Origin of the sequence: Hymenobacter sp. J193 (assembly GCF_024700075.1) — a bacterium.
Classification (GTDB): domain Bacteria; phylum Bacteroidota; class Bacteroidia; order Cytophagales; family Hymenobacteraceae; genus Hymenobacter.
Genome location: NZ_JAJONE010000006.1, coordinates 101,091 through 120,615, shown reverse-complemented (window position 1 = coordinate 120,615; position 19,525 = coordinate 101,091). Strand labels below are relative to the sequence as shown.

Annotated in this window: 20 protein-coding genes; 6 read left to right on the top strand and 14 right to left on the bottom strand. The window is 61.5% G+C overall.

The window, feature by feature from the left end; all coding sequences use genetic code 11:
• Positions 1 to 108 precede the first annotated feature (108 nt).
• The 3 genes from LRS06_RS24265 (at position 109) to LRS06_RS24255 (ending at position 2,088) form a co-directional block, all read left to right on the top strand.
• A complete protein-coding gene (locus LRS06_RS24265) occupies positions 109 to 798 on the top strand; it encodes a VIT family protein (protein WP_257873764.1) in 690 nt (229 codons plus the stop codon).
• A gap of 90 nt (positions 799 to 888) precedes the next feature.
• Positions 889 to 1,260, top strand: coding sequence for a hypothetical protein (locus tag LRS06_RS24260; RefSeq protein ID WP_257873763.1), 372 nt, complete (start codon positions 889 to 891; stop codon positions 1,258 to 1,260).
• 234 nt (positions 1,261 to 1,494) lie between these two features.
• Positions 1,495 to 2,088, top strand: a complete 594-nt coding sequence (locus tag LRS06_RS24255; RefSeq protein WP_257873762.1) for a TlpA disulfide reductase family protein — start codon at positions 1,495 to 1,497, stop codon at positions 2,086 to 2,088.
• Positions 2,089 to 2,207: 119 nt separating this feature from the next.
• On the opposite strand, the gene LRS06_RS24250 is transcribed toward LRS06_RS24255, so the two are convergent.
• The 12 genes from LRS06_RS24250 to LRS06_RS24195 all read right to left on the bottom strand — a co-directional run bounded on the left by LRS06_RS24250 (position 2,208) and on the right by LRS06_RS24195 (position 12,817).
• Positions 2,208 to 2,591, bottom strand: a complete 384-nt coding sequence (locus tag LRS06_RS24250; RefSeq protein ID WP_257873761.1) for a hypothetical protein — start codon at positions 2,589 to 2,591, stop codon at positions 2,208 to 2,210.
• 16 nt (positions 2,592 to 2,607) lie between these two features.
• A complete protein-coding gene (locus LRS06_RS24245; RefSeq protein WP_257873851.1) occupies positions 2,608 to 3,147 on the bottom strand; it encodes a hypothetical protein in 540 nt (179 codons plus the stop codon).
• Positions 3,148 to 3,153: 6 nt separating this feature from the next.
• Positions 3,154 to 4,041 carry a hypothetical protein gene (locus LRS06_RS24240; protein ID WP_257873759.1) on the bottom strand — a complete coding sequence of 296 codons (888 nt, stop codon included), beginning with the start codon at positions 4,039 to 4,041 and terminating at the stop codon, positions 3,154 to 3,156.
• Positions 4,042 to 4,072: 31 nt separating this feature from the next.
• A complete protein-coding gene (locus LRS06_RS24235; protein ID WP_257873850.1) occupies positions 4,073 to 4,465 on the bottom strand; it encodes a hypothetical protein in 393 nt (130 codons plus the stop codon).
• Positions 4,431 to 5,477 carry a conjugative transposon protein TraM gene (locus LRS06_RS24230; protein WP_257873849.1) on the bottom strand — a complete coding sequence of 349 codons (1,047 nt, stop codon included), beginning with the start codon at positions 5,475 to 5,477 and terminating at the stop codon, positions 4,431 to 4,433. The genes LRS06_RS24235 and LRS06_RS24230 overlap by 35 nt, the downstream gene beginning before the upstream one ends.
• Positions 5,478 to 5,497: 20 nt before the next feature.
• The gene (locus tag LRS06_RS24225) at positions 5,498 to 6,391 is read right to left on the bottom strand and encodes a conjugative transposon protein TraN (protein ID WP_257873848.1); all 894 of its coding nucleotides are present in this window, start codon (positions 6,389 to 6,391) and stop codon (positions 5,498 to 5,500) included.
• Between the two features lie 21 nt (positions 6,392 to 6,412).
• Positions 6,413 to 7,162, bottom strand: a complete 750-nt coding sequence (locus LRS06_RS24220; protein ID WP_257873756.1) for a conjugal transfer protein TraK — start codon at positions 7,160 to 7,162, stop codon at positions 6,413 to 6,415.
• 114 nt (positions 7,163 to 7,276) lie between these two features.
• A complete protein-coding gene (locus LRS06_RS24215; RefSeq protein ID WP_257873755.1) occupies positions 7,277 to 8,416 on the bottom strand; it encodes a hypothetical protein in 1,140 nt (379 codons plus the stop codon).
• Positions 8,358 to 11,033 carry a VirB4 family type IV secretion system protein gene (locus LRS06_RS24210; protein ID WP_257873847.1) on the bottom strand — a complete coding sequence of 892 codons (2,676 nt, stop codon included), beginning with the start codon at positions 11,031 to 11,033 and terminating at the stop codon, positions 8,358 to 8,360. The genes LRS06_RS24215 and LRS06_RS24210 overlap by 59 nt, the downstream gene beginning before the upstream one ends.
• Positions 11,002 to 11,328 (bottom strand): hypothetical protein, encoded by a 327-nt coding sequence (locus LRS06_RS24205; RefSeq protein WP_257873846.1) that lies wholly within the window; start codon positions 11,326 to 11,328, stop codon positions 11,002 to 11,004. Before LRS06_RS24205 ends, LRS06_RS24210 begins: the two co-directional genes overlap by 32 nt.
• A gap of 19 nt (positions 11,329 to 11,347) precedes the next feature.
• Entirely contained in the window at positions 11,348 to 11,728 is a 381-nt protein-coding gene (locus LRS06_RS24200; RefSeq protein WP_135398391.1) for a hypothetical protein, read from the bottom strand.
• Positions 11,729 to 12,043: 315 nt separating this feature from the next.
• Complete coding sequence (locus LRS06_RS24195) at positions 12,044 to 12,817, bottom strand: hypothetical protein (RefSeq protein WP_257873753.1); 774 nt, start codon at positions 12,815 to 12,817, stop codon at positions 12,044 to 12,046.
• A 268-nt stretch (positions 12,818 to 13,085) separates the two neighbouring features.
• Between LRS06_RS24195 and LRS06_RS24190 the strand changes: the two genes are divergently transcribed.
• From LRS06_RS24190 to LRS06_RS24180, 3 genes are all read left to right on the top strand, one after another.
• Complete coding sequence (locus LRS06_RS24190; RefSeq protein ID WP_135533111.1) at positions 13,086 to 13,496, top strand: hypothetical protein; 411 nt, start codon at positions 13,086 to 13,088, stop codon at positions 13,494 to 13,496.
• Positions 13,497 to 13,600: 104 nt separating this feature from the next.
• Complete coding sequence (locus tag LRS06_RS24185; RefSeq protein WP_257873845.1) at positions 13,601 to 15,346, top strand: toprim domain-containing protein; 1,746 nt, start codon at positions 13,601 to 13,603, stop codon at positions 15,344 to 15,346.
• Positions 15,339 to 16,199 (top strand): hypothetical protein, encoded by an 861-nt coding sequence (locus LRS06_RS24180; RefSeq protein WP_257873844.1) that lies wholly within the window; start codon positions 15,339 to 15,341, stop codon positions 16,197 to 16,199. The genes LRS06_RS24185 and LRS06_RS24180 overlap by 8 nt, the downstream gene beginning before the upstream one ends.
• A 93-nt stretch (positions 16,200 to 16,292) precedes the next feature.
• Here the strand turns inward: LRS06_RS24180 and LRS06_RS24175 are convergent, their stop codons facing one another.
• Both LRS06_RS24175 and nhaA read right to left on the bottom strand, forming a co-directional pair.
• Positions 16,293 to 17,837, bottom strand: coding sequence for a SulP family inorganic anion transporter (locus LRS06_RS24175; RefSeq protein ID WP_257873843.1), 1,545 nt, complete (start codon positions 17,835 to 17,837; stop codon positions 16,293 to 16,295).
• Positions 17,838 to 18,014: 177 nt separating this feature from the next.
• The gene (gene nhaA / locus LRS06_RS24170; RefSeq protein WP_257873842.1) at positions 18,015 to 19,340 is read right to left on the bottom strand and encodes a Na+/H+ antiporter NhaA; all 1,326 of its coding nucleotides are present in this window, start codon (positions 19,338 to 19,340) and stop codon (positions 18,015 to 18,017) included.
• Positions 19,341 to 19,525 lie beyond the last annotated feature (185 nt).

The following is a 19,525-nucleotide window of genomic DNA, read 5'->3' as shown; positions in this document are numbered from 1 at the left end:
GCGCTACTACCTTTCTGGGAGTCGGCTTCATGTACCCCGGCGGCGGTTGGCAATACCCTCCGTTTGTGCACCTGCGTACAGAAGGCCTCACGCCGTTACCCTTATCTCATGAGACACCTGGAGCAGCATCGCACGCATCGGATTGGTTGGCTACGGGCCGCCGTGCTCGGGGCCAACGACGGCATTATTTCCACGGCCAGCCTGGTGGTGGGGGTAGCCGCGGCCAGCGCCACGCAGGAAAGTGTGCTGGTGGCCGGCGTGGCCGGGCTGGTGGCGGGAGCCATGTCGATGGCGACGGGCGAATACGTTTCCGTCAGCTCGCAGGCCGATACGGAAGCGGCGGACCTTGCCCGGGAGCAGGAAGAGTTGAAGACGGATGCCGCCGCGGAGCACCAAGAACTCACCGCCATCTACGTGGAGCGCGGAGTGGACCCGAACCTGGCCGCGAAGGTGGCCGAGCAACTGATGGCCCATGACGCGCTGGGCACCCACGCCCGGGAGGAACTGGGTATTTCCGAAACCATGAGTGCCAACCCCATTCAGGCCGCGCTGGCGTCGGCCGCTACTTTTACCGTGGGCGCGGCGCTGCCGCTGCTGGTCATCCTGGTAGCCCCGGCTGCGTATCTGAGCTGGACGGTTTCCATTACCTCCCTGTTGTTTCTGGCTGCCCTGGGCGGGTTGGCCGCGTACGTGGGCGGCTCCAGTGTATTGAAAGCTGCCGCCCGGGTAACCTTCTGGGGAGTGCTGGCCATGGCTTTGTCAGCCGTGGTAGGTACTTTTTTCAATGTGACGCCCTAGAGGCAACTGGGACTGCCAGTAGGCAGAGAGAGGTACCAAAGGCTCACTTTCCGGCAAAAGAGCGCACCTTTGCAGTCGTTACCACTAGCTATGTCCCGTCTGCTGTCTCATTTGCTGTTGCTGCTTTATGCCGGTATTTACCTGCATTGTCAGCCGCTGTCTACGCGGGCGAACGGGACGGCCACGGCCGGCAGCCACCAGCAGGAGCAACGCGGCGGTACTCTTTGCCGGAAGAAGCTGCAAACGGTGCAGGCCACCCCGCCGGTCGAATCTGTCCGTCAAGCCAAGGCCAAGCTACTGCCGCTGGATGGGAGCCTGAGCGGTGACTTCGCGGCCCTCTACTTTGGTCTGCTGTTCCCGGCTTGCCAGCCCGCGCCCACTCCTGTTCGTGGGCCCAGCATTGGCCCCGCGCAGGCACTGGCCAACCATCCTAACAAAGCGCCGCCCATCCGTTTTTCTTAGGAAAGCGTGTAGCGCAAGCTGGGCCTGTCTCCGGCTAGCTGTGCTCGATTCAAGGCCAGTAGCCGGTTTTTTCGCGTCCCTGCCAGTCCCATGGCGCTGCCCTGCTGCTGCCGCTCCTCCCCTTCCTGAGAAGTATCCACTACCCGGCTCCTGACCGGATAGCGGGTTTATGTTATTGCTGAACAAATGAAACTTTGTTCATATAAGATTTGTCCTCCGCTCAACTCAGTTCCCATGACTCGTAAATCCATCATTTCCTGGCTGCCACCAGCTCTTTTTGCACTCGTTCTGTTCACGCCCTTGCGGCCCATCGTGCTGGGCGGCGTGCAGCGCGGCTTGTTGGCCACCGGCCTTTGGAAAGCCGAAGTACCTGCCTTGGTTCCTGCTAAAGCGCCGGTTGTGCTTACCAGCAGCGCCGCTTATCCGCACAATCTGCCCTTGACTACGCTCGACGGGAAACCCGCGAATCTGAGCGACCTGAGAGGCAAGGTGGTGTTCGTGAATCTGTGGGCCAGCTGGTGCCCGCCCTGCGTGGCCGAGATGCCCGGCATTCACGCGCTCTACAAAAAGATGGACCCGAAGAAAGTAGCTTTCGTGATGCTCTCGCTGGATGAAAACCCAGCCAAGGCGCAGGCGATGCTCAGGCGCCAGGGCTACACCTTCCCGGTGTATTTCCCCGCTGGCCCCTTGGCCCCACCATTCGACTCCAACTCCATTCCGTCCACGGTAATTCTCGGCCCGGATGGGCAGGTAGCGGCTCGCCACAACGGCATGGCCGAGTACGATACGCCCGAATTCAAAGCTGCTTTGGAGAAGCTGGCCAAGTAAAGCGAACCAGCCAAAATGCTTTAAATGCCAGTCGGTAAATTCTGCCGGCTGGCCTAAAACAAGCGGCCCAACCAGTTACTGGTTGGGCCGCTTGTTTTAAGGGTGACGTACTGAAAGAACTATTCTCCGATGACGTACACCGGCACGGCCTGCGCGTCGACTCCCCGGCCGGTTTCCTTCTTGACCTCTTTGCCATCCAGCAGGATGGAGCAGGTGATTTCCGAGGCCGCCGTGCCGCCGTCGATGCTGGCCAGAATGGTCAGGTTGTCGCCCTGCTTCATGGTGCGCTTAAACTTGTAGTTTGCTGGCAGGGGCGTGTTGCTGAGCGTCGTGCTGCCACCGCTTTCGTTGGTGTAGCTCAGGTAATCCGATACCGGGGCATTGGAGGTAACCTTGTATTCTACCTGATACTCTTTTGGCCCCGAGGGCGTAGCATCGTTGTCTTTCGAGCAGCTGGTGGCCAGGGCCGCGCAGCTCAGCAGTAAATAAGCAAGTCGTTTCATAGGTCAGAAAGGGTGATTAGCGGAAGTGATACCGCAGGCCGGCACTCGCGTTGCCGGGCAATTGGTCGATGAGAGGGTTGTTGAACAGGTAGCCTTTCGTGCCGGTAGCCACGAGGGAAAGGCGGTTGCCCAGGAAGAAATCAACTTCGGCCCCGGCTTGCGGGCCGTAGGTGAAGCGTTGCGGCTCGCTGGCATCGGCAGCCAGCTCGCCCGTGCGATTCTCGTTGGTGCGCTCGTAGCCGGCCCCCGCCCCGATGAGCAGATGCACGTAGGCAAACTCCCCAATGCGGAACAGTTGTGGGGCGATGAACAGCCGGCCCTGATAGGTCGAGTATTCACCCTGGGTGCGGAGGTTGCCGGCATCCCGCAGGCCACTGGCCCGCAGGGCCAGCTTATCGGTGAGCATGGAGTTGTAGCTCAACTCGTAGTAGTCGCCCTTTTCAGAGCGCCCGAGGTGGGCACCCCAGCTGGAGATGTGTTTAACGTGGCGTTGAGCCAGGGCCGGCGATGTGCCGGCCCCAGCCATTGCAAGCGCCACAAGCAGGAGCTTTTTCATGCGGGATTAGCGACGGGGACGGGCGCGGTCCATTTTAATGAGTGACTGTTGAACCAACACGTCGGCGTACACCAGCTCCGCCGCCTGGCGCGAGGGACCGGGCTGCGAGGATTCGGCCAACAGCCGGTCGGCTTCCTGGCGCAGCTGCATGGCCTTAATCATGTTGTCGTTCGACGAGTTGAGGGCGGCCATCCGCTCGCCTTCCGTCATGGCGTACCGGCCCGGATTCTTCAGCGTGGCATTCATTTCAATGCTTTGCTGCGTCATTTCGTCGGCAATCTTGTAGTAGCCGAAGGCAGTAGCAATCTTCTTCTTCTGCATCATCTCCTCGTAGGCGAAGGTCGAAACGGCGGCTTCTTCGCGCTTGGCCTGATACTGGGAGGAACTCATGCGGTTGTTGCCGGCCGTGGCCCCCGCGCCAAAGCGGGAAAACACGTCGTACACGGTGTTCAGGTCCTGCTGGGGATTGTTAAGCTGCAGGGCCTGCCGCAGGCGTTCGGCTTTCTGAAACACCGGCATATACTGGTTGCTCTGGCCCCGGCCCGACATGGACAGCGCCCGCGCAAACAGCTCCTGCGGGTTAGAGAGGCGCAAATCCTGAATGCTTTGTACCTTCCGTAAGTCGGCCTGCACCTGCCGCTGCAGCTGCAGCGTCTGGTCGGTAATGTCCTTTACCTGACCGGTAATATCCTTGGTGACGCCGGCAATCTGCCGGGCATCTTTTACTACCTGGTAGTTCTTGACGGTTTCGGTCCACTGGGCCAGCCGTTTGGCGAAGTCACCAATGTGAATGCCCATGTGCAGCGGGTCATTTACCACGGCTTGCGCGGAGGCCTCCTTGGTGGAGAAAACCAGCGCAACGGCCAGCAAAGCGGGCAAAAGGAGCTTTTTCATAGTCATAAGCTTTTAGGTGAACGGAAAGGAATCAGCGGCCACTCGCGGCTTCCGGCCCCAACTGGCCGGCCGCCGCCGTGGTAATCAGGATGGGGTAGCCATCGGGGAGCAGCACGTCGCGCAGCTTGGTGCGCGTTTTGGGCCGGGAGAGCACCGTCGCCGCGACACGGCCCCCGACGCCCACCACCGAGTTAGCGGCCGAGGCCGAGCGGTCGATGGCGGTACTGAGTTCCTGCGTGGTCTGCTGCTGCAGGTCGCTGCCGGCCATGGAGGCATCTTTGGCAATGCGCTTCACCGGGTCAATCATGATGCCGGGCATGTAGTTGAAGTCGTAAATGTCAGCCTCGACTCGCGTGGGCCCAAGGCGGTTGACTTCCAGCGTCACGTTGTTATTGCCCACCGTGGCCACGGCCGCGAAGACCATGTTTTTGGGGGAAGGTTACGCCGCTGACCACGGCATCTTCCAGCAGGCGCAGAATGACCACCGAGCCGGTGCGAACTTTCTGCTCCCCGTTGATGACGCACTTAAAAAACACGTCGGGAGTGAGCTGCTGTTGCTGCTGGTAGTTGCCCTGCGCCATCATGCGCGAGGAGTTGCCCACCTTGACGGTATTGAAGCCATCCATGCCGGGGGCATTCATCCGGTTGGCCAGCAGCTGCGCGGTCTGGTTGGGGTCGCGGTAGCGTTTGCCCGTCATGCGCTCGTAGGCAGCGCGGGTTTCGGGCGGGGAGCTGGCCAGCATCGCCAACACGTCCGGGTCGGTTTCAAACGGGGTACCGTCCGCGTCCCGCGCCGGCACCAGGCTATGGGCAGCAGCCGAAGAGGTGCGCCGCCGGCCACCGCCGCCGCTGGCCGTGTTACGGCGACGAGGCACCACCAGCGTTTCCGAGCGGTAAGAGCCGGTACTTGGGTCCTGAATAGTCGTCTCGATAGTATCCACGTCGGCCGCGGCCACGCGGGCGGCCTCGGCGCGACGGGCTGCCGCCTGCGAGAAAGCCTGAGCGCGCCGCCGCCGACGCAGCGCCTGCCCGGTCGTATCGACGGCAAACACATCAACCACATCTTCATCGGTTGGGGTCGCCGGGGCCGATTTGGCGTCCATCTCGGCGCGGCGCTGGGCCTCAATTTGGGCCGAAGGCGAGGCGACGGGCGAAACCGGCGAGGTTTCGGGCGAAGCAATTTCCGGCTCAATATTGGCCGAGGCCGCCGCTACCGGCTCCTTTTCCTGTTGGGCGGCTTCCTTCGCGGACTTAAGCCATAGGAAAAGGCCCCCGACCACGAGCACCAGCAGCAGGCCGGCAAAAGCCATCCAGTTGGTGCGCAGAATTTCGGTGGGCGTACGTTTCTCAACCGCGGCCGCTGACCGCTGCTCCTGCTCATTATCGGGGTTCGGCGGCCGAACGGCCGGCTGATTTGGGGAGGTGATGGGTTCCATAGGGATAGGGGCCGGCGGCCTTAAATGGTGGAGGCGCGGTTAATCACCCGCGAGGGTACCGGCAGCACCAGCACCCGCGCCCCGTTGAGTTCGCGCAGGGTTACTTCCAGGTAGCCGCGTTCCGTGGCCGCGTACAGGGGAATGGCGTAGGTCAGGTAGCCGGTGGTGCGGCCGGTGATAATCTGGTTGGCCAGCCCGCCCGAAGGAGCCAGCGGCCGGCGCGCTTCGTTCTTTTTGCGGGCCAGAAACTTCCTCTGGGCGTTTTCCACCAACTGGAAGTCGGTGAAATCGACGTTGTAGTCGATGTTGGTCTTATTAATGACCTTGAAGCGCAGGTAGGTGAAATCCTTGTCGTTGCGCACGTTGGCCAGCGACAGTACCAGGTCATTATCCACCACGGCTACCGCCTGATGCTCTTCCTTGGCTTTGCGCAGCTGGCTGAGCTTGCCCTCGACCCTGCTTTTCTTCTCCTCTTCCTTATCCAGCGCCAACTCGTTTTCCGGAGCCGAGCCGGCCGCCGTGCCGGTGCCGCTCATGCCCAGGGCCCCGTCCTTCTGAAAGTCATAGAGTTGCAGAACCGGCCGGTTGACAAACACGAGACGCCCCATCCAATACTTCGAGCCGTAGCGAATGAGCATGGGCGTAGGGGGCGCATTCTTGCGTTTGGCGCGCACGAACACGGCATTTGCTTCGATTTTGACCAGGTAGTTATTGGCCATGCCCACATCGACGAGCGACACCGGGCCACCGAACACGAGGTAGGTAGTGGAGCTGTCCGAAACGGCCACGTCCAGCAGGGTTTCATTGGCTACTACCACCGAGGAAGGCGGGCGCTGCGGGCGGGCAGTTTGGGCTGAGGCCCCGGCAGCGGAAAAAAGTAGGCCCAGCAGGGCCGGCAGGATATAATTAGGCATGATTGACATCAGGTTTAGGGGTTAGCGAGGAGCCGGGCCAGCCGGCGCGCGAGTGGCAGCAGCCGGAGCCGGGGCCTCATCGGGGGCCGGGGCCAAGCCACTTTGCGCTTCCTGTAGGCGACGTTGCCGGTCGGCTTCCTGCGACTGCAGCAACTCAGTTTCTTCCCGCGTCAGCGTGGGCGTGTAGGGGATGTAGTCGAAGTTGGTAATCAGCAGCCCGTAGGGGTTGGCATCCGAGCGGTTAGTTTCTTCCAGGTTGAACTTGGCTGCCAGCGGCAGCGGCTCTTTCTGCTGGCCCCCGATGAAAATGCGCTGCTTGATGTAGACCTGACCGGCCCAGGGGCGCTTGCTCATGTCCACGAGCACACTATCCACCGTCACGACGTTGCGGGCGGCGTACCGCTCGTAGTTCTGCAGCACTTGGCCCCGCGTGAAGCCCTCGTAAATCCGGCGGCCCCCGCGGCCCTCAATCAGCGGCAGGGCTGCGTCCAGGTTGGCCTTGTAAGTGTATTGGTCGTGGCCGAACATGGTTTGCATGAACTGGCGCACCAGGTTGCGGGCCTCGTAGGCGGTGTGGGCATCCGTGCCGGCCGAAAGGGCCGCCACCGAGCCGGTTTGCGAGACGACGTACACGCGCTTACCGCTGTTCTCGTAGGCCCGGTACACCAGGAAGCCCGAGGCCAGGGCGACCAGCAGCAGGGCTATAACGCTCCCCAGCGCCAGGTTGCGCATGGTGGAGAAGGAGGTACTCAAATCTTTGGCGGAATCCATCGTATAACTGGTTAGAAAGTCAGGCGGGAAGGTTGAAATCAGGTCGTTTGGGCATTTTCTGCCCTACCGCCCCCTTGAGTGAGCAGCAGAAAAGACCCTTTCAGAAGAGGGGATTTAGGTAGTCCAGAGGCCCGAGGCCCGCTGCCGGTAGGAAGGGTTCAGCGCGTCCGACATGGTAATGGAGGGCAAGCCCGAGGAGGCGGAACTACTTGCTTCGCCGCCACCTCCGCTGCTGCTACTTCCGCCGCCACTGGAGCTGCCTGCGCTGCCGCCACCGCTGCCGCCACTGCTACTACCGCCGCCAGCGTTGCCCATTGCCCGGCCCACGGCCGAGGCCAGACCGCCCCCGCCGGGAGCCGCAACCCCGGCCACGGTCGTCGCCGCGCCCATTGCCATACCGGCCATCTGGCCGGCAAAGCCCTGCACGGCCGAGGAGCCGATGAACATGGACGTGAGGTAGGGCACGATGATGTAGAGCATCACGAAGGCCACTGACATGAGCATGAACTTGGTGTCATCCACCGATTGGGCCGGCCCGCCGCTGGCCAGGATGCCACCCGCGACCCGCTGGGTATCGGCAAAAAAGCCGTACATGGTATCCAGCAGCACGAACGTGAGCCCCCACATCTGGACGGCGATGAAGTTCTGCAGCCACTTCATGGCCAACTGACCGAAGGCCGGAATGACGGAGAGCGTCATGGCGATAGGCCCGGAAACGTAGAGGAAGCCCAGAATGAACTGTTGCAGGAACGTCATTATTTCCCGGACGATAAGCACGGTGGTGGCCGTGAAAAGCCGCGTCATAATGCCCGAGAAGGTGAAGGAGCTGAGCGTATCGGAGATGCTGCTAATCATGGCGGCCGCCCCCGATACAATGTCGCCCATCCCGATATTGTCATTACTGGCCGCTGCCGCCACCGCCGGCGGCGTGGTCAGGGCGCTGAGGGCTTCGGCCGCGGATTGGTCGGTAGAAAACAGGGCCGTAAAGGCCGCTATGCCGGTACCCAGGGTATCAATCAGGCTCTGGTAGAAAAAGAGCAGGAAGAATATCCAGGTAGCCTTGATAATCGGCCCCCAGTCCATTGCCAGGCCGCTACCGCTGATAAAGCCACGCCCGATGGTGTAGAGCAGGGCGATGCCCATTAGCGAGGGCGTCAGAAACCGACAGGCCGTGAGCACAATGGCTAAGGTCTGGTCACAGGCGCGCAGAAACCCCGGGTCGATGCCGTAGGCCACCATTAGAAAGTTGCTCATCATTTCCCCCGAGCTTGCGGCTCTGCTTATCTTCGACAAACTGGTCCACGGCGTAGTCGAGGCGCTGCACTTTCACGTCCTCGTACTGTATCTCCCCATCGGTGCCGACCACGAGCTGGCCAGCCTTGTCCACTTTGGGGCGGCGGTTGGTCTGCTGGTAGAACTTCACCAGCTTATTGAGGTGGTTGCGCTCCACCGGCTTGGAAGTCAGGATGGCATCGAGCTGGGGCGAGGCCTCCAGGGCAAATACCTTCCCTTTTGCTCCCTGCTTGATGAAGAACTCGCGCAGAGCATCGGTAGAGCGCACCGACTTAATTAAGTCCATCTCGTGGCCCGTCAGGCCGAGCGGGGCCTGCAGCTGGGCCAGCGAGTCCGGGTTGATGTGGCGCAGGATAATTTTGGTAGCCGAGTTGTTGATGATGGCCGGGCCAATCTTGCTGCTGGTAATCTCGGTGATGCCCTGGGTGATGATGGTCACCGAGCCGTTGGTCTTCCGAATCGTGCGGTACATGGATTCGATGAATTCCGAGAGCACCCCGCTAAGCATCGTCCAGGCTTCGTCCAGGGCGATGTACTTCACGTCATCCGGGAACTTGCGGAACAGGTCCAGGCTCAGCTCGGTGATGAGCATGGCCACCACCGGGTACAGGTCGGGGTCGGCCTGCACTTTGGCCAGGTCGAAGCAGATAAGCCGGTACTCGCTCAAATCCACGTCGCGCTTGGCGTTGAGCACCCGCTCGTAGCGCCCGCCGCTGATGTACTGACCCAGCACCAGGAAGAACTGGTGCATGTCGATGTACTTCATGTTTTTCTGATACTGCCGGCGCGCGCCGTCCAACGGGTCTGCTTCCTGCCCTTCGCCGGGTACCGACACCGGCTTTTGCATATCGGCGTCGTAGCGCTCCACGAAGCGGTAGAAGCTTTCCATGCCGGGAAACTCCTCATCCTTCTGCCCCAGCTTGTCGTGCTCGTTGAGATACACGTAGTATTCAATCAGAAACCGGCTGAGGATGGTGCGCTCCGACTTATCCAGGCCCGTATCCTTGCCCCCTTTCCAGAGGGCAGCAATCAGGGCCAGGTGGAAGTTGGTTTTCTCATCGTTGTAGAGCCACTTGTTCCCGTTGGCTTTGTCTCGGGGCACGATGAAGGGGTTGAACTCGATGGGCCGCTGCGGGTCGTACTCGAAGTAGGTGTTGTCGAAATCCTCCCCGTTCAGGGACTGCAGCACGTTGCGGTAGGTGCCGCCCACGTCCATGATAATCTGCCGCGCTCCTTTCTCGTAGCGCTGCACAATCAGGTTGCCGAAAGTGTAGGACTTGCCCGAGCCGGAAGGCCCGATAACCATGGCATTCTGATTGTCCAGCGCCGTGTTGAACAGGTTCACCTGCACCAGATTGCGGAACCGGTCAGTGAGGTATTCCCCTACCGGGTCCGTCTTGTAGGTCGCGGTCCAGTGCATGTAGCAGGCCCCCCGGTCAGCGGTGGTGGTCAGCCAGCGGTCGGGTACCTGGTTGGCGTTGCCCGGCAGCAGGCCGAAGAACACCGGCAGGGCCAGGTAGCTTTCCACGACGCTTTCCGTGCCGAACATGTAGCGGAAAGCGGCCGTGGCCCGCTCGACGTTTTCCCGCCGGCTGGTATCGTTGGTATCCCACAGCATAACCGAGAGGTGCAGGCCCACAATCTGCTTGTTTTCGGCCCGCACCTCGGCGGTAAACTCCTCGACTTCGGCCGCCCGCAGGTGGTTATCCTGGGTGGCCAGGAAGGAGAGCGAGGCATTCAGCTTGCGGTCGGTATCCAGACTGCTTAGCTCAGCGCGGGTATCCTGAATCATCAGGGCCTGCGTGAGGACGTGCGGGCACTGGAGAATATGCGTGAGCGGGTAGAGCATGGGCGCGGTAACGCCGTAGCTGTTTTTCACGGCCGGGTAAGCGTCCGAGCCCTGCCCCACCATCGACAGGACATTAACCTTCTGCTCCCCCACGCTGAACGTGCCCATATCGTTGCCCATCTCGCGCTCCTGCCGGGTGGGCTGGCCGTCGAAATTGAGATTGAAGTACTGCAGGTACAGCTGGTGGATTTCCTGGCTGCTGAGCCGCTCGAAGGTGACGCCGCCCAGGTTCTTGATGCCCTGAATGAATTCGACCGCGCCGCTTTCGGCCACCTCCAGGGTTTGCACCAGCTGCGCAAACGGATTCTTGAGCACGGCCTCGCCGGCGCGGGCCACCAGGGCATTCACCGCGTTGGTTTTGGGCGACTTTACCGCCGCCGGCGCAAACGAGATGAACAAGTAGGACTTCTGGAACAGCACCAGCCGTTCATAGAAGTGCTTGTTCATCTTGTTCTCAAAGTAGGTCTGCTGGGTTTTGTCTTCCCGATAAGGCCGGTCGTAGTAGATGTCGGTTTTCTGCACGATGCTGCCCACCGGCAGCGCCCGCAGCACCCCGACGAGGGCGGCCTGGAAGGCCTCGTAGTCTTCAATGGTCCAGCTTTCCATTTCGGCCGGCTCGACCAGGAAGCCCACGCCGACGCGCCCATCCTTGAACACGACCTTGTCGCCCTCGAAGCTATGCACCGGCATCACCGCGCTAAACGCGGTGGTTTTTGGCTTTTTTGTCATGAGCGGGAGTTGGTAAAGGCCCCACGGCCAGGCGGCGGGGCTGAATGAAGGTGAAGGAGAGCCACCCCATCAGGAAGCCGGGCGCTTGCTTGCGGCTCAGGTAGCGCAGGCCCATGATGAGGCCCAGTTCCACGACGATGACGAGCAGGTAGATAATGCGGGGAATTTTGACTGCCATCCCCAGAAATCCGAGCAGCAGCACGGAACCGATGAACAGGCCAACCATGATGCCCAGGTCCTGAATATTCATGCCCAGGACCTGGGCTGGTCGCTCAATAGACTTGTAGGAGCGCATGAGAGCGGAAACTCAGGGCTTAGCGTACGCCCCCTTCGCCGCCGCCTACGGCCCCTACCAAGTCGTCCTTGAACAGCTGGAAGCCGAACCACAGGATGACCCCGCCGACGAGCCAGCCCAGGGAGCCGAGCGCATCCGGGGCACCCTGCACGAACTTCATTACCACGCGAATCAGGCCGATAATCAGGATAATGGCGAAGATGACCTGCACGATGCCCACGACAGTTTCCTGTACCCCTTCGAGGGCACCTTGGGCGCTACCGCTTTGGGCAAAAGCCGCCCGGTTGGACAACGCCAGGGCCGTCAGCATGGCGTAGGCGCGTTTCTCTGCTTTGGATGGTTGGTAGGCGTGTCCGGCAACAGCCAATTTCTTGGCCAGGGAAAGGGGGTTGGTGAACATGGGGGAAAGGGTGTTGGAAATGGAGTGTGGGGGCGCTTATCTCCCCGGAAGCGGTGGAAAACGGATTGGGCGCAGCGCAGCAGCTGGCTGGCTGGCTGGCTGGCTGGCGCAGGGCTGGCACGCGGCAGTGCCCCGGCCAGACAGGTCTGGCCCGGTCTTAAAAGCAGCTGGGGGCGGCTGGGGCGGGCACTGGAAGAAGTGGGAAGACTGGGGCGGCGGGTAGCGGGGATGAGTGAGGTAGCATAGCGGGAGGGTAGAAATGAGGATGGGGTAGCGTGCTCATAAGTAGGTCGGGTGCCGGCCGCCGGGGCCGGCTTACTTTCCGGGATACAGCCCTGTCAGCGCCGCTTTCTGGCTGGCATTCTTGGCCGCGAGGGCTGCCCGCTTGCGCTGGCGTAGCTCTACCTGCTTCAGTTGATTGGCTTGGTCGTTCTTGGTCGGGGCGGCCGTCGTAATCGGGTTGTCATAGAGGGATTCCGGCACGGCATCATCTGCCGCAGCTACCGGGGCTGAATGTGCAGTGTCAGCCGCAGTGGCCGTTTCAGTAGCTGGAACTGCCGCTGCTTCCATGCCCGCAGTGGTCGGGCTTTCCGGCTCGTCTATACCCAGCCTATCAAAAACCGACACTGCCGCCGTACCTAGCGCGTGAACCGAAGAGACTACCGGTGGCGCAGCATCGGCCGGCGTGGCCTCTGTCTCCTCAGTGGCCGGCACTTCTGCTGGTATAGCGGCCTCATTCTCAGCTGCAGCATCCACCGCAGATTCCGTAGCCGCCAGCTCCCGCGCCGTGATTTGGTCGGCTTCCATGCGGTCCGCTTCCGCCTGCAGCTCCTGCTCCTCCTTGGCCCGAAAATCCTCTTCGGGCATCAAGCGCGAGATGGGGTTGTCGGCCGACAAGGGCGGCGCGGCTTCGGCCGGCGCGGGCGTTGGCTTTGGCCCATAGTGAAAGGAGCGCACCGACCGGTGGTTGCTGGTGGCGACCAGCGCCACCGGCTTGCCCTTCCCGCTGCCGGTGAAGCGCCACCACACCAACCCCAATAGGGCCGCGAGGGGCAGAAGTACCAGCAGGAAGAACAGGGCAGCTTGCATACTGGCGATGCTTTACGCCCTGTGTTCTGATAAAGTTCTGAAAGATTTCTAAAGTAATTCTTTTAAACTTCTTAAGAGTTTCTGCGTTAGCCGCAGTAGTCCGTTTCCGCAGCCTCCGCACCTATTAAGCTGACCGACGGCTAATCGTACTATTTTGGCTTTTTGAGTTACCTGTTTGCAGCGTTTAGCTGCAATTTGTGTCTTTGTGGATTCTTTGCGTAAGCATCTGTCCACTCACACCTTTTGCACTATAACACCAACTGTTTACATGGTACCATCTCCACACATTTCGGCCCCGCTGGGCTTCCCCGACCTAAAGCTTTCCGTCCCCTATGCCGACGCCATCCGCTACGCCCAATTTCGCCTGTTGATGCTGGCCAAAGGGGAGTTGAAGTCGTTCTGCGAACAGCACGAGCTTCCCTACACCAGCATCGTGGGCCTGAAAAACAACTCCCTCAAACGCGAAGAGCCGCGCTTACTGCAGCGCCTGCTCCGCAGCCTGGCCGTCGATACAGAGGTAATCCGCATCCCCCCCAACAGCCAGAGTCCCCGCTTCCTGTTTCCCACGGTAGAAGCCCTGACCACTTTTCAGCAGCAGCTCAAATGCTTTGACAGTGGCAACCCTCCCCTTCCCGAATCCGAAGCCCCCACAGGCGGCGCGGAATCCCCTACCCCGTAACCACGACCGGATAGCCTTCCTGGTAGCCGAGCGGTACTTCTCACCGCTTTTCTTTCCCCGCCCGGAGCTACTGGTCATTTAAGACCACCAGTAAGCTACCCGCGATGAATGCACCCCGTGAGAACGACCCCAACGAGCTTGACCGGTTCAAGCGTGATATTGACCTCGTAGACTACGCCGAGCGGCAGGGCTACCAGATAAAAAAGGAAGGCAAGCGCGGCGACTGGCACCAGCTCGAAAAAGACGGGGAGGTGCTCATCGTCACGCGCAAAGATGACCATCAGGTGTACCTCAATACCGGCGACGACCGGGACAAGGGCAGCGTCATTGATTTTGCGAAAACCCGGGGCGGTGATGGCCACGGGCTGAATTTGGGGCAGGTCCGCCAGCAGCTACGCGAGTATCTGAATGACGGGCCTGCCCCAACTCGTGCCTATGCCCCGGCCGCCGACGTGACCCGGCTGAACGCGTTGTCCGTTGGCAACCCCGACCACGAGCGCCAGGCCGAGGAAGACCGCCGGACGCGGCTGATTTCCGAGGTGCTGGGCGTGAAGCGGGAACTGACCGACCGCACGTACCTGCACGGCCGGGGCATCGAGGACCAGACTATTGACAGCCCGGCCTTTCAGGGCCGCATCTTCACCGCGCAGCAGAACGAGCATAAGAACACGGCCTTTCCCTTATACAACGCCGAGGGGCTGGCCAGCGTCGAGCAGAAGAATGAGCACTACAAGAACCTGCTTCCATTGCCTAAAAACGGCATTTGGGTATCCCACCCCACCGAGGGGAAAGGCACTCAGGTAGAGCGCATCATCGTCAGTGAGTCGGCCATTGATTCGTTGTCCCACCACCAGCTGAAAAGCGGCCAGGACCAGAAAAACACCATCTACATTGCTACCAGCGGCACGCCGACCGAGGCCCAGGTAGCCCTGATTCAGCGGGTGATTGACAAGCAGGAGCCCCGGGAGGTCGTGTTGGCCAACGACCGCGACGCCGGGGGGCGGCAGTTCAACATGAACTACCTGAACGAGCTGCACCCGGCCCGGCCGCTGGTGCCCGTGGCCGAGCAGGAAGCCTACAAAGAGCCAACGCGGCCGGTGGAGTGGCACGCCACCAGCGACAAGTACCACACGGGCTTGAAAGTGACCTATCACCACGACTCGGCCGAAGCCGGCGCGCAGCAGGTGCAGCAGCTTAGCGACCGGGTAGGCCAGATGAACGGCACCCAGGAAGCCGGCCCCACCATTGCCCTGGAGGTGCAGCGCAGCTCTGACCGGGAAACGGTACTGCGGTTGTCGGTGGCCAAAGCCGACACCGCGCAGCTGGAGGTGCTGACCCACGAGCTATACCGGCAGCGCGAACAGCTACGCCCGGAGCCGGAGCGCCAGCAGGAGACGTTCCTGCGGGTAGATTATCCGGTAGCAAAAGACTGGAACCGCGACCTGGAGTTAACCCGGCAGGGCCTGAATGCCGAGCAAATCCGCGCCCAGGCCCAGCGCGACGAGCAGCAGCGCGAAGCGGAGCGGCAGCAGCGCCTTGCCGAGCAGCACCGCCAGGAGCAGGAGCAGCGCCAACTGGCGCGCCAGCAGGAGCAGCAGCGCCGCGAGAACACCCCGGAAGCGCAAGAGCAGCGCGAGGCGGACGACCGCCGATTCAATCAGGCCGTGCTGGGCGCGGCCGTGGCTAGTCCTGGCGCGGAGCCGGAGTCGCGCCCGTTCCGCTCCTACCAGTCCGAGCAAGAAGCCGCCGCGCATACCGCGCAGTTTGTGCATGCCCGCGATGCGGGGCTGATTTTGCTGAAGGAGTACATCAACGACAACCCCGCCCCCCACCGGCCGCAAGGTGGATGAAACCGAGCAGCAGGAGAACCGTGACCGGGCGCGCTACGTCGAACGAAACCCAGCCCAGGCGCTGGCCACCGCGCCGGCCGCTGAAGAGAAAACCGCGACGTGGAAGATTGACGAAGTTGCCCCCAACACCACCGGCCGCGCCGAGGCTTGGAAGGAGGTGCTGGATAACAGTTCGTACAGCTACAAGACGAGCGAAATCCGAAGCACGATTGACGAGCAGGGCATCCGTCGCGCGGAGTTCGATATGACCTACCGCAACGACCAGCCCGATATTGCCATCATCCACGCCATCATTACGAACACCAACGCCCGGGCTGAGGCCGGCCAGGAAGTATATGCCGGCGTTAGCGTCAGTGAGAGCGAGGCCGACCGTGCAGTACGCCAAGTAGTCGCCGAGGCCGCCGCCATTCAGCCCCACAACCGCGACCGGAGCATGGACCAGGCATCGGCCACGCCGGCAGCCGAGGGGGCGCCGGAGCCCCGGGCCGCCGGAGCAGTCCCCGCGCCGCAGGGCGACGAGAAGCAGGTCGTTATCAAGGTGGACGAGGTTACGCCAGCGCCGGGTGCCCGTGGCCAAGCCGAAGCCGTGAAAGAAGCCGTGGCCGGCAGCGGCGCGAAGACCGGCGATATTCAGAGTACGACTGATGGGCAGGGCATCCGCCACTCGGAGATGAAGGTTTCGTACCGAACAGACCAGCCCGAAATTGCCCGAATCAGCCAAACGCTCGATGCCGTGGCCAGCCAGCAGGGCAGCAGTGTGATTGAGCACAGCAGCGACCGGGCCGAGCGCCGCGAAATCAGCAAGGGCTACGAAATGGCCCAGCCGCAGCGTACCCAGGAAATCACCCGGTAGCCGGGCGCTTCGCGCCCAGCTAACTAACTGGCCACAACGAAAAACACCGCCCTGATTTGCAGAGCGGTGTTTTTCGTTGTGGCCAGTTAGGTGTTAATACATGACGTTGGCTCCGGCCACGGTGTAGAGCGGGTCTTCCATAATATTGACCTCGATGATGGAATCGGCTTTGCCCAACAGACGGCGGCAGTCGGGGCTGAGGTGGCGCAGGTGCACAGTTTTACCGGCCCGGTGGTAGCGTTCGGTGAGCTTGTTCAGGGCCTCAATGGCCGACATGTCAGCCACGCGGCTTTCCTTGAAATCAATGATGACTTCACTGGGGTCGTCCAGCACGTCGAACTTCTCGCCGAAGGCCTGGGCTGAGCCGAAGAACAGCGGTCCGTAAATCTCGTAGTGGCGCACGCCGACCTCGTCCACGTATTTGCGGGCGCGGATGCGTTTGGCATTCTCCCAGGCAAAGACCAGGGCGGCGATAATCACGCCGATGAGCACGGCCAGAGCCAGGTTGTGCAGCAGCACGGTGATGGCCGTTACGAGCACCATGACGATGAGGTCCGACACCGGCATCTTGCCGAAGGTTTTCAGCGAGGCCCACTCGAATGTGCCCACGGCCACCATAATCATGAGGCCGGTAAGGGCCGCCATCGGTACCCGCTCGATGAGTGACGCGCCAAACATGATGAACACGAGCAGCATGACAGCCGCCACGATGCCCGAGAGCCGCGCCCGCGCCCCGGAGGAGATGTTAATCAGGCTCTGGCCAATCATGGCGCAACCGCCCATGCCGAAGAGAAAGCCCGAGGCGATGTTGGCCGCGCCCTGCGCCACGCACTCGCGGTTGGTGCTGCCCCGCGTCTCGGTGATTTCGTCAATCAGGTTGAGCGTGAGCAGGCTCTCAATCAGTCCCACCCCGGCCATGATGGCCGCGTAGGGAAAAATGATGCCCAGCGTGGCCAGCGTCAGCGGCACGGCCGGGATGTGGAACGGCGGAAACCCGCCCTTAATGGAGGCAATGTCGCCCACGGTTTTGGTCGAAATGCCCAGCCCAATTACCAGCCCGGACACTACCAGAATGGCCACCAGCGAGGCCGGTACCACTTTGGTGAGGCGCGGCAGCCCGGCAATGATAAGGATAGTGAGGCCTACCAGCCCCAGCATGGTGTAGAGGGCTGAGCCCGTGAGCCACTGGTGCGCGCCGGCCGCGTCCACGGTCTGGAACTGCACCAGCTGCGAGAGGAAGATAATAATAGCCAGTCCATTGACGAAGCCAAACATGACCGAGTGCGGCACCAACCGAATGAACTTGCCCAGACGCAGCAAGCCGGCGACTACCTGCAGCACGCCCGCCAAGATGACGGTGGCGAAGATGTATTCCACGCCGTGGCTCTTGGCCAGAGCCAGCAGCACCACGGCAATAGCCCCGGTGGCGCCGGAAATCATGCCCGGCCGGCCGCCGATGAGCGAGGTAACCAAGCCCATGACGAAGGCCGCATACAGACCCACCAGGGGCGAGAGTCCGGCAATGAGGGAAAAGGCTACGGCCTCTGGCACCAAGGCCAGGGCCACCGTGAGGCCCGAGAGAATTTCGTTTTTGTAACTGACTTTGTACTGGCTGAAGTACTGAACTACTTGTTGCATGAATCACACTGAAAAATGGGCAAAAGAAAAGCCGCACTCATCCAGCAGGATGGGGCGGCCGGGTCATTCTAAGCCGGTCGTCAGGGTGGGGTGAGCTTGAAAGTAGGAGAAGGGAAAAAGGGCATTACAGGGGCAAAGGTACGCTAAATCAGTTAATGGCAGGCTTTACTCACCCTTTCAGGGCTCAATGGTCGGCCCGGTGGGAGCCGTGCGCAGCAGCCCAAACCCCAGCGTGCCCGCCGTGAGCGATGCCACCAGAATAGCCAGCTTGGCCACATCGGTGCCGGCCGAATGCTCCCCCAGGGCCAGCAGCGTGACGAAGATGGACATGGTAAACCCAATGCCGGCCAGGATGCCAGCACCCCAGAGTTGCCGCCAGCTTACGCCGGGCGGCAACTCGGCCCAGCCCAGGCGCACCGTGAGCCAACTCAGCGCTGCAATGCCCAGCGGCTTGCCTACCACGAGCCCGGCCAGAATGCCCAGCCCCAGCGGCGAAAGCAGCCCACGCACGGCCGACGGCTCAATCACCAGGCTGGTGTTGGCGAAGGCAAACAAGGGAATGATACCAAAGCTCACCACCGAGTGCAACTGTTGCTCCAGCCGCTGCGCGGGCGAGCTGCTGCGCAGGTAAAGAAACTCCAATTCCTCGCTGATGACGCGTGGGGTTGCCTCGGGCTCCTGAGTTTTCTCGCGCAGCAGGGCCAGCCGCTCGTCCACGCGGCGCAGCAGCTCCGGCCGCGAGAAGGGAATGCGAAACGGGATGGCCGCCGCCAGCAGTACCCCGGCCAGGGTGGCATGAATACCCGATTTGAGCATAAAAAACCACAGCACCGCGCCCAGCGGCAGGTAGGCCCTCAAGCTGCGTATGCGCAGCCAGTTGAAGGCCAGCAGCACCGCCCAGGTCCCCAGCGCCAGGTACAGGTAGTGCAGATGCAGCTCCGTCGTATAGAAACCGGCAATAACCAGCACCGCGCCCAGGTCATCGACGATGGCCAGCGCGGTCAGAAATACTTTCAGGCCAAGCGGCACCCGTGGGCCCAGCAACTGCAGCACGGCCAGCGCAAAGGCAATGTCGGTGGCCATGGGAATGCCCCAGCCCCCGGCAGTGGGTGTGCCGTGATTGAAGACGGTAAACAGCAGTGCGGGCATAAGCATGCCGCCGAGGGCCCCGGCGATAGGCAGCGCGGCCTGGCGCGGTGAGGACAGCTCGCCGTCAAGCACTTCTCGCTTGATTTCCAGGCCCACGATGAGGAAAAACACGGTCATCAGCCCGTCGTTTATCCATTCCACTACCGTGTGGTCGAGGGCGTAGCCGTTCACGGCCAGGCGCAGGTGCTGGTCCCAGATGGCGGGGAAGTAGCGGGCCGGCCCCCAATCGGTATTGGCCAGCACCAGCGCCAGTATGGCACTTATCATCAGGACAATGCCGCTAGCAGCTTCGCGGCGAAAAAACTCAGCAAAAGGCCGCACCAATGGACGGACAAGTGATTTGACAACCATCATGAACAAGGTATAAGTAGCTGTTCATACGTGCTACAACACCAAAATAAGATGCAGCGACAGCAGCAGAGGGCTAAACTTATTGAAAGCGTTGCGTCAGGACCGACAACAAGAGGCAGATGAATAAGCATCGGTCCTTATTCCATTACCGACTCAACAAAGGAGCAACGATTGGGGCAGTGGGGAAA